The organism is Streptomyces sp. NPDC037421 (genome assembly GCF_055602105.1).
Genome location: NZ_JBVJWV010000001.1, coordinates 84,201 through 96,523, shown reverse-complemented (window position 1 = coordinate 96,523; position 12,323 = coordinate 84,201). Strand labels below are relative to the sequence as shown.

The following is a 12,323-nucleotide window of genomic DNA, read 5'->3' as shown; positions in this document are numbered from 1 at the left end:
CACATGACCCCCACCCTCGCGCAACTCCGCTACCTCGTCGCCGTAGCCGACTGCCGGTCCATCACCGGCGCGGCCGCCTCGGTCTTCGTCGCGCAGTCGGCCCTGTCCCGGGCGGTCCAGGCCATGGAACGCGACCTCGGAGTCGAACTGCTGGCCCGCCGGGGAAGGGGGGTGGACCTCACACCGGAGGGGGCCCGGGTCGTCCGGCTGGCCCGTACCGTGCTCAACGCGGTCGAAGCCATCGACGACATCGGGACCCCGCACGGCAAGGACTCACGGGCCGCGTTCACCCTCGTCACCACCCCCACCCTCGCGCTCGACCTGGCCACCGACCTGATCACCGGCTTCACCGGGCGCCACCCCGGAGTGGACATCCGGCTCCAGAAGCACGACAGCCGCGAAGCCCTCGTCGAGGAACTCACCCGGGGACGGGCCGAACTGGCCCTGGTCGACCTGCCCGTCGACAAGGAACTGTCCACGCACTTCATCCAGGAGCGCGAGGTGGTGCTGATCTCGCCGATCGGCACCCGGCTGCCGCACCCCGTCCCCCTGCGCATGCTCGACGGGCTCCCCATGGTGCTGCCCACCCCCGGAACCGGCCGCCGCACCGAGATGGAGGCCATGTTCAGCTGCATGGGCGTCCGCCCCGTGCCCTCCCTCGAAGTCGACGAACGCCTCGCCTGGGTGACGGGCGTGACCGACGGCCGCGGCTCCCTCATCTGGTACCGGGACGTGGTGGCCAGAGCCTTCGGCAGCAGGGCGGAGATCCGCTCCTTCACCCCGGCGCTGCTTCGCCCGGTGGGCATCGCACACGCCCGCCGCCCGCTGAGCCGGGCGGCCCGCGCGTTCATCGCCCACGCCGGCCACAAGGCACCCGTGCGGGAACCGGAGCGCTGAGCCGTGGGCGCGGCAGGCGCCGTGCCCATGCCGGGGCGGCATTGAACGATGCTCGAACGGGAGGTGTCCGAGGCTGGTGTTGCCCGGCGCCGCCGCCTCACATGGTCCGCATGACCGGACTCCTGACACCCCCGAGGGCCGCCGCCCTCGCGACCGCCGCCCTCGCCACGCTCCTGCCGGCGGTGGCATGGATGGCGGACGCCACCGCCTCCCCGGCGCCGTCCGCCACCCGGGCCGCCGCCCTCGCCCCCGAGAAGAAGTGCACCCTGCCCGGGGGCATGACCGAGATCAGCGGCCTCGCGATGAGCCGCAGGCACCCCGGCGTCTTCTACGCCGTCAACGACAGCGGCAACACCAACCAGGTCTTCGCCATCGACTGCACCGGCGCCACCGGGGTGCTCAAGGCCACCCTCACCGTCTCGGGCGTCGGCAACACCGACTGGGAGGGGCTGGCGATCGGCAAGGACGCCGCGGGCGGCCCGGCCGTCCTGGTCGGCGACATCGGGGACAACTTCGGCAGCCGCGCGGAGATCGCCGTGCACAGCTTCCCCGAGCCGGAGCGGCTCGCCGACGCCACCGTCACCCCGGTGACGTACCGGTTCGCCTACGCCGACGGCAAGCACGACGCCGAATCCCTGCTCACCGACCCGGCCACCGGCCGGATCCTCGTGGCCAGCAAGCTGATCGGTGCCGCCGGCCAGCTCTACCAGGCCCCGCTCCCGCCGGTCACCGGCCAGGTCAACACCCTCACCGCCGTCCGGCCCGGCCCGGTCTTCGCCACGGACGGCGCCTTCTCCCCGACGGGCGCCTCGTACACGCTGCGCAGCGGAGGCCCGCTGGGCGCCAACACGGCCTCGGTCTACGACACATCGGGCACCAGACTCGCGGAGGTGCCCCTCCCGGCCCAGTCCCAGGGCGAGACGGTGACGTACGCGGACTGCGCGCACCTCCTGGTCGGCTCGGAGAACGACCCCCAGATCTGGCAGGTCACCCTCCCCCCGGAAGCCACCCCGGGCTGCGGCACCACCCCCACCCCGACACCCACTCCGACCCCGACGCCCACCCCCACGCCCACTCCGACACCCACCCCGGGGGACCTGAAGCTGGCCAACCCCGGGCCCCGGACGTGCAGGTTCAACCAGCCCTGCACCGTCCAGCTCGCCGCCACGGGCGGAAAGCAGCCCCTCCGCTTCGCCGCCGCCGGCCTGCCCTGGGGCCTGAACCTGGACAGCGCCTCCGGCCGCATCACCGGCAAGCCCTGGAGCACCGGCACGGCCCAGGTCACCGTCACCGCGACCGATTCCGCCGGCGCGAGCGCGGGCACGTCCTTCGCCCTCACCGTCAACTGGTTCTGAGCACGGACTACAGGTACGTCTTCCAGGGCATCGGCCCCTCCCCGTGGTAGTGCCCGTACCCGAGCTCCTCCATCGGGTACGACCGGAACCCGTCCGCCGTCCGGGGATCGCCGGCCAGGAAGGACCGTACGATCCGGTCGGCCTGGCGGGCGGGGTCCTCGTCGGTGACCGCCGTCTTCATGCCGAACTCCTCGGCGTGCCGGTACCCGCCGTCCGGGTCCCGCTCGGCGCGGAAGAAGTAGACCAGCACCTGCCCCGGGTGCTCCGGGCCCGTCCACACGTGGCCGAGCTCGCACGACCAGTGCTCCAGCCACCGCCTCTCGCCGCGCAGCCCGTCGAGCACCAGGCGCGAGACCGTCTGCGCCGGCCACTCCCAGCCGCCGTCCCGGCGGGCGCGCTCCAGCTCGGCGTCGTAGCGGGCAGCGTCGAAGCGGTACTCGGGCAGTTCGGGAACCCCCTCTTCGGCCGTCTTCCAGCTCCACACGACCGTGTCGCCGTCGCGCCGCAGCGTGAGGTACAGCAAGTCGTGGCAACCGCACCACCGCTCGGCGAAATCCACCCGGTGCGGCCTGTCGCCCACCGACAACGGCCCGCCGGGGAGGAGCCAGTCCCTGGGATTGCCGCACCGGACGCCGTAATCCTCGCTTTCGAACGCCTCCTCGATCACGTCCACCCCGTCGATCAGCGGGCGGATCTCAAGGTCCTCGTAGGGGGTCATTGAGGGGTCGTTCCTGACGCAGAGGCGCAGGACGTTTAAGGATTCAAAGGATTCATCGGTCATCGGGCCAGGCTGACCTCCGCCGGCCCCCGGTGTCACTCGGTTTCGCCGGCCCCTCGCGTGCCGTATAGTTGATCTCGACCTCGCCGCCGCGGAACGCGGTGGACGGGACGCGCGTTGGTGGTCCAAGGAAAGACACCCCACTTCCCGTGGGGGAATGCAGGTGCAAGGCCTGCCCAGCGCTCGACCGAAGGCCCCGGTCTCCTCGCGGAGACCGGGGTCTTCCGCTTTCGGCGGGGCCCGGTGCTACGGCTCCTGGAGCACGGAGAAGACGTTGCCGGCCGGGTCCGTGAACCAGGCGATCTGCGGGCCGCCCGACTCGCGGACGATCCCCTTGTCGTCGTGGGTGAACCCGGGGTACCGCTCGAAGCTGACACCGCGGCGGGTCAGTTCCTCGACCGCCGCGTCGATGTCGTCGACCGGGAAGTTCAGCACGGTGAAGCCCGCCGGGGTGTGGTCGGCCTTCGGGTAGACGAGGATCTCGGTGCCGCCCGCGATGTGCAGGGCGAGCATGCCGTTCTGCTCGGTGACCCGCAGGCCGAGGGTCTCGCCGTAGAACTCCCTCGCCTGCTGGAGGTCGTTCACGGCGAATCCGCTGAATGCCTTGGTGTTGGTGAACACGTGCCGTCCTCTCCCGTGCCCCCGGATCAGGGCGCTACGAGTGTTCACCAGCACCGCCCCGGACACCGCCGCGAACCGGCCCGGCGGCCCGGAATACCCCCGATGGGAGCAGGGCCGCTACGGGCGTACCGCCAGGCCGAGCCTGACCGTGTAGTGCTCGCGGAGCCGGCCGTCCGGGAAGAGGGCGAGCAGGCGGGCGCGTTCGGCGGAGAGGAAGGCGTCCGTGCCCGGCTCGCCCACCAGGAAGAGCGAGTGCGTGGACAGCTTGCCCAAGTGGGCCTCGACGGAGATCCGGCGTGACCAGTTCAGCCGCCGGGCGGTGAAGCGGAGGCCGGGCAGCGACCGGGCCGGCTCGTTGACGTACCAGCCGGGGCCGAAGTGCTTCTCGATGCGCGCCTGCTGCCCGGCGATCCACTCCACGTCCGTGTCGGGGTCGTTGGACCAGACGGCCAGCGCGCCCCCGGGCCGCAGGACGCGCAGGGCCTCGGGGCCGGAGAGGGCGGGGTCCGTCCAGTGCCAGGACTGCGCGTAGGTCAGCAGGTCGGTGCCCGCCGTGGCCAGCGGCAGCCGGTCGCCGTCCCCGCGCACCAGCGGGATCCCCGGGTTGCGGCGGCGGAACTCGGCGGCCATGCCCTCCCCGGGTTCCACCGCCACCACCCGGGCCCCGCGGGCGTGCAGGAGCGCGCTCGCGATCCCCGTCCCCGCGCCGACGTCGGCCACGCGGGCGCCGGACAGCGGGAAGCCGGCCAGCTCCTCGACGGCGTCGAAGAGCGCGGCCGGATAGGAGGGCCGGTGTTCGGCGTAGCGCGCCGCCGCGGAACCGAAGGAACGAGCACGGGATCCGGTCGTCATACCGTCCATCATGGACCGCCGGTCAAGAGGCCCCGGGCGGCGCGGCTCAGTCGACCTGGAGCTCGCCCATCCGGCTCCAGCCGGTGGCGCCCTCGATGGTGGTGCTGACGATGTCGGGCGTACGGGTCACCAGCGGGCGCATGGTCTCCAGCGCCTTGGCGAAGTGCTCGGAGGTGACGTGCGCTTCGGCCGCGCCGTCCTGGAACGCCTCGACCAGGACGTAGGTGTCCGGCTCCTCCAGGCTGCGGGACCACTCGAACCACAGGTTGCCCGGTTCGGCGCGGGTGGCGCGGGTGAACTCCGCGACCTTCTCCGGCCACTGGTCCACGTATTCGGGCTTGACGGCGAATTTCACCACAATGAAGATCATTCAGCCATTGTAGGCACGGGCCCGGTGGCGGACGGCCGCCACCCGGTCAGGGCGACTCCTGGAGGTGGGCGGCGATCAGGGCCAGGTCGTTGGCGATGCCCACCACCTCCTCGGGGTCGGCGGTCGCGGTCATCGCGCCCGTGACGCCCGCGTAGAAGGTGTCGAAGCGCCCGCCGCCCTTGTCCAGGTAGCCGGCGATCGTGATGGCGCCCACCGAGAGCCGGTCGTTGAGGAGGTCGCCGCCGACGGCCGCGCCGGTCTTCGCGAACACCTTGCCGCGCGCCGGACAGTCGCGGCAGTTCTCCGCGAGCAGCCCGTCGACCCCGAGGACGGGCAGCGCCTCCCGGAACCGCCGCGCGTCCGGCGTGCCCTGCCAGTACGCCAGCATCCGCACCAGCGCCCGGGGCGTGACCCGGTCGGCGGGGTTGCCGCCCCGGCCGTCCATCAGCGCCACCTGCTCGCGGTCCACGCCCACCCGGTCCAGGAAGCCGGCGAGCACCGGGAAGCCGTCGGCGCACTGGCGGCTGCCGGTGGTGACGGCCAGCAGGCAGACGGCGAGGTTGGCGCCGAGGTTGTGGCTGACCTTCAGGATCAGCTTCGCGTACTGCTCGTACGGGGGTGAGGTGTACGCGGCCACGCGCGGCCGGCCCGCGTAGTCGCGCGGCAGCCGGGCGACCGGATTGGGCCCCGTCGCGGCGGCGGTGACCTCCACCCCGGCCCGGCCGAGCGCCTGGATCAGCGCCGTCCGGCCGAACGCGGCCGGGTCCGTGACCGGGGAGGTGCGCAGCAGCGGCCGGGCGTCCGCGGCGATGGTGCCGGACAGCCGGATGCGGGTGCCGGAGCCGTCGGCCGTCACCGTGATGTCCGTCGGCTTCCCGGCCGCGACGGTCTTCACGGTCGAGGTGACCTCGTACGGGGCGACCTCGGGCCGCCAGTCCAGCCGGGCGTCCGCGCCCGCCCGGTCCCCGGGGGTGGTCAGCAGGTCGATGAGGTTGTCGTTGACGATGAGCGGCGTCGGTACGGGATCGAGCTCCGGGTCGGGGGCGAAGAGCCGGCTGTCGACGACCACGTCGCCCTCGACGCGGGTGATGCCCGCCTCGCGGACCTGCCGGGCGAGCTGGTCGATCCCGGCGAGCGGGTTCTCCGGGGTGAGGGTGGCGCCGGGGAAGTCGTTGGCGTAGGTGTGGTCGAGGTCCGTGTACGCGACCGTCCCGTCGGGCCGGGTCCGGCCGCCGAGGGTGAGGTCGCCCTGGGCGACGAGGTCGAGGTCGCCGGTCAGGGTGGCCCCGGCGCGCTGCCCGACCGCGTAGAGGGGGGTCACGAAGCGGTGGTCCCGGCCGAGGGTCTGCCAGGTGGCGGAGACGGGGAACAGCTTCGCGGTGGAGCCGGGTATGAAGAACTGCCCGGGGAACAGGCTGTGCAGCACCCGGCCGTCACCCGGCCCGGTCTGCAGGAGCCCCCACTGGGCGTGGCGGTACTCGGGTTTGCGCATGATCTCCGTGATGCGGGGGTCGAGACCGCCCTCGGAGGGCGACGGCGCGGGCGACGGCGAGGGGGCCGCGCGGGCGCCCGTCCCCGGGGTGAGGGCCATCAGCAGCAGGGCTGCGCAGCAGCCGGCCACCCGGCGCCGCAGCGCCACGGGCAGGATCGGACTTCCCACGGCGCGCTCCGTTCGTCGCGGCTGCCTTCCGCAGCGGCCCGGGCCCCGTCAACAGCGTGCCACGCCCCCCTGCGGCCCGCATGTCACCCGGTTGCCGTAGCGGACCCGGCCGGCCGGACCGGCCGCGTACCGCCTGCGGGGATGCCCCCTGCTCAGCCGGCCGCCGGCCCGAACCGCCGCTTGTACGCCGACGGGGTGATGCCCGTCCCGCGCCGCATCAGCGCGCGCAGGTTGGCGGCGGTGCCGAGCCCGCTGTGCCGGGCGACCAGTTCCATGCGGGACTCGCCCCGTTCGATCAGCCGGCAGGCCAGGGCGAGCCGTTCCCCCGTGAGCCAGGCCAGCGGCGTCGTTCCCAGCTGCGCCCGGAAGCGGCGGTGCAGCGTCGCCGGGCTGACCGCCGCGCGCGCGGCGAGGGCGGCGACCGTGAGCGGCGAGTCCAGCCGCTCCTGGGCCCAGGCCAGGACGGGCGCCAGGGACTCGTCGGGCAGGTCGGGGACGGGGCGCTCCACGAACTGCCGCTGGCCGCCGTCCCGGTGGGCCGCGAAGACCAGCCGCCGGCTCACGGAGTTGGCGACCTCCGCTCCGTGGTCGCGGCGGACCACGTGCAGCCCGAGATCGAGCGCGGCCGCGCTCCCCGCGGCGGTGAGGATGTCGCCGTCGTCCACGAACAGCACGTCCGGCTCCAGGCGGACGGAGGGGAACCGGGCCCGGAAGGAGTCCGCCCACTGCCAGTGCGCGGTGGCCCGGCGGCCGTCGAGCACTCCGGCCTCGGCCAGTGTGAAGGCGCCGCTGCAGAAGCCGACCAGGCGCGCGCCCCGCGCGTGCGCCCGCCGTACGGCGTCGAGCACGGCCGGGCGGCGGGGCACCTCGGTGTCGGGGCGGTTGGGGACGATGAGGGTGTCCGCCGCATCGGCCGCTTCCAGCCCGGCCACCCCCGTGAGCGTGAAGAACCCGTCGCGCATCAGCGTGCGGGGCACGGGGGAGCAGAGCGTGAAGTCGTAGAGGTCACGGCCGGTCTCCGGCCTGCGCAGGCCGAAGACCTCGGTCGCGCAGCCGAGTTCGAAGGGGTTCGAGTTCTCGTCGACGATCACGACGACCCGGTGCGCGCCGCCCGTCGGGCGCGGTGCGGGCGGGGCGGTGTGCGCGGCGGCGTGCGAGGAAGCAGCGTGCGAGGATTCTTTCGGCATATGCGATTCCTAGCACTCACCCCTGCCGTGCGGAACGGCGCAGCATGAGTCCATGAGCAACCAACCCGTCTCCCTGGCCAAGGCCCTTGCCTCCTTCGACGCCCTGTGGAGCCCCCGCATCGTCACGCGCGTCAACGACTACGACGTCCGCATCGCGAAGGTCGAGGGCGAACACATCTGGCACGCCCACGACGACACCGACGAGTTCTTCCTGGTGCTCGACGGAGAGCTGCACATCTCCCTGCGCGAGTCCGGCGGGGAGCGCACGGTCCTGCTTCCGCGCGGGGCGGCCTTCACCGTTCCCCGGGGCACGGAGCACAAGCCGTCAGCGCCGTCGGGGGCCGCCATCCTCATGTTCGAACCCGCCGGGACACCGACCGTGGGCGACCGCCACGACGAGGTCCCGGACCATGTGGACGCCACGACCGGGCACCCCCTCGACGGCTGAGGCCTGGTGCCCGTGTAAGCGCACGGGAGCGGGAACCCGCCCGTAGGGGCCGTCTTGTGGCCCTGGTCGCGGCTGGCTACAGTCCGGTGTTACACGTGTAACACCGGACTGGACGGCGAGCAGCTTCGCGTGAAAGGGCCGCAATGACGCAATCGCTCCCGGCCGAGCCCGACATGGCCTGGCCGCCCCCTCCCTTCCGGGTGCCCGTGCCGCCCGTGGTCGCCGAGGACGGCCTACGCCGCTTCGACGGGGTCACCTACGCCACCCGGCCGGGCTACCGGCCGCGGCTGCTGGACGTCCTGGTGCCCGCCACCGCGCGGGGCCCCGTCCCGGCCGTGGTCTGGATCCACGGCGGCGGCTGGCTGGAGGGCGACCGGCGCTACCCGCCGCCGACCGTCCCCGCCGGACTGCTGCACGGCACGGTGCTGGCGGCCGGGCTGGCGCTGGTCTCCATCGACTACCGGCACAGCCTCGAAGCCCCCTTCCCGGCGCAGCTGCACGACGTGAAGGCCGCCATCCGCTACGTCCGGAAGTTCGCCGGCGTCTTCGGCGTCGACCCGGACCGGATGGCGGTCTGGGGGGAGTCCGCGGGCGGCCACCTCGCCGCCCTCGCCGGCCTGACCGGCCCGCACACCCCCGGCGCCGCCGCCCTGGAGGGCACCGAGGGCGTCGGCGGCGGCGACACCTCGGTGCGGGCCGTCGTCGACTGGTACGGGGTGTCCGACCTGGTCGCCCTGCGCGGGCACCCCCTGCCGCCGATGCCGCCGGGCGGGGAGTTCCCCGACCCCACCGACGCGCTGCTGGGCGGCACCGAGGAGGAGCGGCCGGCGCTGGCCCGCGCGGCGAGCCCGGTGACGTACGCCGCCGGCGGATCCGGCGCGCCGCCGTTCCTGCTGATCCACGGCACGCGGGACGGCCTGGTCCCCTACGGCCAGAGCGAGGCGCTCGACGCGGCGCTGCGCGCGGCCGGCGGGGAATGCGTACTGGAGCCGGTGGAGGGCGCCGACCACATCTTCCTCGGCATCCCGGACGTCGCCCCGATCGTGACCCGCAGCGTGGCCTTCCTCGCCCGCCACCTGGGCGCCTGAGCCGCGCCCCTGAGCGAGAGGCCTGTTCCCGCGTGCCGTAGCCCGGCCGCCGCCTCAGGAGGACTGGCGGTGCACCAGGACCGGTTCGATGCCCGGGACCGGCGGTGCCGTGCCCTGCGCGACCAGCGCGTGCAGGGCGTCCGCCACGGAAGCGGCGGAGGGCAGCTCCAGCGCGACGCTGGTGAGCGCGGGCCGCTGGAGCGCCGACAGCACCAGGTCGTCACAGCCCACCACGGCCACCTCGTCCGGTACGGAGATCCCCTCGGCCATCAGCGCGTGGATCAGCAGGGCGGCGTACTCGTCGTTGTACGCGAAGACGCCGTCCAGGCCGAGCTCCCTCCACCGGCGGGCCAGCGCCGTCGCGGACTCCCGGGTGTAGGCCAGCTCGACGGGCGTGACGGTCACCGGGTGCCGCGCGGCGACCTGTTCGGCGCCGGCCAGCCGCGGCCGGGCGAGGGTGCCGAGGCCGCGCTCGCGCGGGATGACCACGCCGATCCGGGTCCGGCCCCGGGCGATGAGGTGCTCGGTCGCGGTCGCGCCGACGGAGGTGTGGTCGAAGGCGATGGTGTGGACCCCGTCCACCGGGTGCGAGGCGAAGGCGAGCATCCCGCGCACCCCGGCGCGGCGCAGCACCTCGGCCGTCCGCGCGGTGAGGCGGTCGCCGTCGAGGGAGAGCACCGCGGCCGGCCGCAACTCGGCCCAGGCGCGGGCGGCTTCGAGCGGACCTTCGAAACGGCCGGCGTGCATGACGGTGGTGTAGCCGTGCCGCTCCAGCTCGCTGACCAGATCGTCCACCCACTCGCTCACCAGGCGCCCGACCGCCGAGACGGAGGCGGGCATCAGGACCAGGTTGCTGCGGCCCGCGCGCAGGGACCGGGCGGCCGCGTTCGGCACGTAGCCGAGCTGCGCGGCGGCGGCCAGCACCCGCGCCCGGGTGCCCTCGCTGACCCGGTGGCCCTGGGTGTCGTTGAGCACGAAGGAGACCGTGGCGCGTGACACCCCGGCCAGCCGGGCGACGTCCGCGCTGGTGGCCGACGCGGGAGCCGATGCCTCTGTGGCCATGGCGCGCTTCATCGCTCTCTGTAGCCCGGTGCTGCCCTCCCGTTCAGGTTACACGCGTCAAGGCCGAAAGCCCGGGACGCCCGGACCGCCGCGGGCCTGCGCCCGGAGTTCCTGCACGCGCACGAGCACGGCCGCGGCCGCTTCCGCCTCCCGGCCGGGCCGTACGTCCCGCACGTCTGCGCGCTCCGCGCGGTGAAGGTGCGGTAGCGGAGCTTCCTGTTTCGTGGGCTATAGTTGATCTCGAGCTCGCCGCCGTAAGACACGGTGACGGGACCGGCGTTGGTGGTCCAAGGAAAGACACCCCACTTCCCGTGGGGGAATGCAGGTGCAAGGCCTGCCCAGCGCTCGATCAAGGCCCCGGCCTCCTCGCGGAGACCGGGGCCTTCTTGCTGCCCCCGCCCGGCCTTCATCCGTTCCGCTTATGCCCGTCGGCCGGGATGCCCAGGGAGCGGACGAGGTCGTCCAGTTCCGCGCGGAAGAGCTTGTCCGGGCTGGGGGTCTGGGTGCGCAGGTGCCCGTAGACCTCCAGGGTCACCAGGCCGTGCAGCCGGCCCCAGAGGCGCATGGCCAGGGCCACGGCGGCCGGGGGCAGGCCGGGGAACGCCGGGCGGACCTTGTCGAGGAGCGGGGCCTCGAAATCGGACCACTGGAAGTCGCCGCCCGAGTGCAGGGGTTCGGCGTACGGCCAGGCGGCGGCCGCGAGGGCGGTGAGTCCGAGGCAGACGCGGCGGGCGGCGTCGGGGGCGGCACCGTTCGGCGGGGCCTGGTAGCCGGGCACGGGGTCGCCGTACACGAGGCGGAAGCCCTCGGGGCTGGCCAGGGCCCAGTTCCGCAAGGCGTGTGCCCAGGCCCGGATCCGGGCGGCCGGGTCCGCGGCGGGGGCCGCGTCCCAGGCGGCGTCCACGGCATCGGCCAGCGACGTGTACACATCGCTGATCAGCGTGGTCACCAGGTCGTCGCGCGTGGCGAAGTAGCCGTAGATGGCGTTGGCGGTCATGCCCATCTCGCGCGCGATGGCGCGCAGGGTGATCGCGTCGGGCCCGCCCGAGGCCATCAACTCCAGTGCGACCTTCTTGATTTCGGCCGTCGTCTCGGCCCGCAGCCGCTCGCGGCGCCCCTTGGTGCTTCCCACGACGGCCACTCTACAGAGTCACTTTCCCGAGTGCCGTATCTTTACTTCACGCCGTATAGTTTTTGCACGGTGTGCATCCATGAGGCGATCGCGCCTCGTCGACGACTGACACAGGGGAGAGCCATGCAGATCGGAGTCATCGGGGCCACGGGCGGGATCGGCAGCCGCGTCGTCACCGAAGCCCTCGGCCGGGGGCACCACGTCACCGCGTTCAGTAGGGACGTCACAGGGATCCGGGAGGACCGGGAGAACGTCACCTGGAAGAACGTCGACGTCCTCGACGCCGGCAGCATCGCCGCCGTCCTGCCCGGACTGGACGTGCTGATCAGCGGGTTCCAGCCCGGCAACGCCGCCAGGGACTTCACGGACACCGTGCGGCGGTCGATAGCCGATCCCACCGTGTACGCCACCGCCGCCAGGGCGCTGCTGAAGGCGCTGGAGAGCCACCCCCGGACCCGGCTGATCGTGATCGGCGGCGCCGGCAGCCTGGAGGTCGAACCGGGCCTGGTCATGGCGGACTCCGAGGAACACCTGTTCAACACCCTGGACCCGCTCGGGCTGCCGAGGGAGTACGCGGCCGCCGTGCGCGGCGCCCGGGACGCCCTGGACGTGCTGCGCACCTCCAACCGGCTCTGGACCTACCTCAGTCCGGCCATGGACATCGCGCCCGGGGAGCGCACGGGCCGCTTCCGGACCGGCGGCGACCAGCCGGTCCTCGACGCGGACGGCCGCAGCAGGATCTCCATGGAGGACGCGGCCGTGGCGCTCGTCGACGAGGCGGAGCTGCCCCGCTTCGTCCAGCGCCGCTTCACGATCGGCTACTGACGCGGGGTGGCCGCCGGACCGGGGCCGGCCGCCGGACGGGCGGGGCGG

The 12,323-nt window shown here is 73.6% G+C and carries 13 protein-coding genes; 5 read left to right on the top strand and 8 right to left on the bottom strand.

Annotated features, from left to right (window positions below; all coding sequences use genetic code 11):
• Positions 1–3 precede the first annotated feature (3 nt).
• Both ACZ7IF_RS00425 and ACZ7IF_RS00420 read left to right on the top strand, forming a co-directional pair.
• Positions 4–897: a LysR family transcriptional regulator gene (locus ACZ7IF_RS00425; protein WP_470960875.1), complete on the top strand. Its 894-nt coding sequence runs from the start codon at positions 4–6 to the stop codon at positions 895–897.
• 110 nt (positions 898–1,007) lie between these two features.
• Complete coding sequence (locus ACZ7IF_RS00420; protein ID WP_470960873.1) at positions 1,008–2,252, top strand: putative Ig domain-containing protein; 1,245 nt, start codon at positions 1,008–1,010, stop codon at positions 2,250–2,252.
• 7 nt (positions 2,253–2,259) lie between these two features.
• On the opposite strand, the gene ACZ7IF_RS00415 is transcribed toward ACZ7IF_RS00420, so the two are convergent.
• The 6 genes from ACZ7IF_RS00415 to ACZ7IF_RS00390 form a co-directional block, all read right to left on the bottom strand.
• Entirely contained in the window at positions 2,260–2,970 is a 711-nt protein-coding gene (locus ACZ7IF_RS00415) for a hypothetical protein (RefSeq protein ID WP_470960871.1), read from the bottom strand.
• A 306-nt stretch (positions 2,971–3,276) separates the two neighbouring features.
• Positions 3,277–3,651, bottom strand: coding sequence for a VOC family protein (locus tag ACZ7IF_RS00410; protein WP_470960869.1), 375 nt, complete (start codon positions 3,649–3,651; stop codon positions 3,277–3,279).
• A gap of 117 nt (positions 3,652–3,768) precedes the next feature.
• Positions 3,769–4,503 carry a class I SAM-dependent methyltransferase gene (locus tag ACZ7IF_RS00405; RefSeq protein WP_470960867.1) on the bottom strand — a complete coding sequence of 245 codons (735 nt, stop codon included), beginning with the start codon at positions 4,501–4,503 and terminating at the stop codon, positions 3,769–3,771.
• A 46-nt stretch (positions 4,504–4,549) separates the two neighbouring features.
• Positions 4,550–4,873 carry a putative quinol monooxygenase gene (locus ACZ7IF_RS00400; RefSeq protein WP_470960865.1) on the bottom strand — a complete coding sequence of 108 codons (324 nt, stop codon included), beginning with the start codon at positions 4,871–4,873 and terminating at the stop codon, positions 4,550–4,552.
• Positions 4,874–4,919: 46 nt separating this feature from the next.
• A complete protein-coding gene (gene dacB, locus ACZ7IF_RS00395) occupies positions 4,920–6,533 on the bottom strand; it encodes a D-alanyl-D-alanine carboxypeptidase/D-alanyl-D-alanine endopeptidase (protein ID WP_470960863.1) in 1,614 nt (537 codons plus the stop codon).
• Between the two features lie 152 nt (positions 6,534–6,685).
• On the bottom strand, positions 6,686–7,624 hold the full coding sequence (locus ACZ7IF_RS00390) for a helix-turn-helix domain-containing protein (protein ID WP_470962244.1): 939 nt from the start codon (positions 7,622–7,624) through the stop codon (positions 6,686–6,688).
• 148 nt (positions 7,625–7,772) lie between these two features.
• On the opposite strand from ACZ7IF_RS00390, the gene ACZ7IF_RS00385 reads away from it, so the two are divergent.
• Positions 7,773–8,168, top strand: coding sequence for a cupin domain-containing protein (locus tag ACZ7IF_RS00385; RefSeq protein ID WP_470960861.1), 396 nt, complete (start codon positions 7,773–7,775; stop codon positions 8,166–8,168).
• 143 nt (positions 8,169–8,311) lie between these two features.
• The gene (locus tag ACZ7IF_RS00380) at positions 8,312–9,256 is read left to right on the top strand and encodes an alpha/beta hydrolase fold domain-containing protein (protein WP_470960859.1); all 945 of its coding nucleotides are present in this window, start codon (positions 8,312–8,314) and stop codon (positions 9,254–9,256) included.
• Between the two features lie 54 nt (positions 9,257–9,310).
• Here the strand turns inward: ACZ7IF_RS00380 and ACZ7IF_RS00375 are convergent, their stop codons facing one another.
• Both ACZ7IF_RS00375 and ACZ7IF_RS00370 read right to left on the bottom strand, forming a co-directional pair.
• Positions 9,311–10,318 (bottom strand): LacI family DNA-binding transcriptional regulator, encoded by a 1,008-nt coding sequence (locus ACZ7IF_RS00375; RefSeq protein WP_470960857.1) that lies wholly within the window; start codon positions 10,316–10,318, stop codon positions 9,311–9,313.
• Between the two features lie 406 nt (positions 10,319–10,724).
• Positions 10,725–11,450 carry a TetR/AcrR family transcriptional regulator gene (locus ACZ7IF_RS00370; protein WP_470960855.1) on the bottom strand — a complete coding sequence of 242 codons (726 nt, stop codon included), beginning with the start codon at positions 11,448–11,450 and terminating at the stop codon, positions 10,725–10,727.
• Between the two features lie 123 nt (positions 11,451–11,573).
• On the opposite strand from ACZ7IF_RS00370, the gene ACZ7IF_RS00365 reads away from it, so the two are divergent.
• On the top strand, positions 11,574–12,275 hold the full coding sequence (locus tag ACZ7IF_RS00365; protein WP_470960853.1) for an NAD(P)-dependent oxidoreductase: 702 nt from the start codon (positions 11,574–11,576) through the stop codon (positions 12,273–12,275).
• The last annotated feature ends 48 nt before the right edge of the window (positions 12,276–12,323 follow it).

Bases quoted from the DNA above. Each gene is read 5' to 3' on its own strand.
- ACZ7IF_RS00425 (WP_470960875.1), top strand. From the start codon at position 4: ATGACCCCCACCCTCGCGCAACTCCGCTACCTCGTCGCCGTAGCCGAC.
- ACZ7IF_RS00420 (WP_470960873.1), top strand. From the start codon at position 1,008: ATGACCGGACTCCTGACACCCCCGAGGGCCGCCGCCCTCGCGACCGCC.
- ACZ7IF_RS00415 (WP_470960871.1), bottom strand. From the start codon at position 2,970: ATGACCCCCTACGAGGACCTTGAGATCCGCCCGCTGATCGACGGGGTG.
- ACZ7IF_RS00405 (WP_470960867.1), bottom strand. From the start codon at position 4,503: ATGACGACCGGATCCCGTGCTCGTTCCTTCGGTTCCGCGGCGGCGCGC.
- ACZ7IF_RS00400 (WP_470960865.1), bottom strand. From the start codon at position 4,873: ATGATCTTCATTGTGGTGAAATTCGCCGTCAAGCCCGAATACGTGGAC.
- ACZ7IF_RS00385 (WP_470960861.1), top strand. From the start codon at position 7,773: ATGAGCAACCAACCCGTCTCCCTGGCCAAGGCCCTTGCCTCCTTCGAC.
- ACZ7IF_RS00380 (WP_470960859.1), top strand. From the start codon at position 8,312: ATGACGCAATCGCTCCCGGCCGAGCCCGACATGGCCTGGCCGCCCCCT.
- ACZ7IF_RS00375 (WP_470960857.1), bottom strand. From the start codon at position 10,318: ATGGCCACAGAGGCATCGGCTCCCGCGTCGGCCACCAGCGCGGACGTC.
- ACZ7IF_RS00365 (WP_470960853.1), top strand. From the start codon at position 11,574: ATGCAGATCGGAGTCATCGGGGCCACGGGCGGGATCGGCAGCCGCGTC.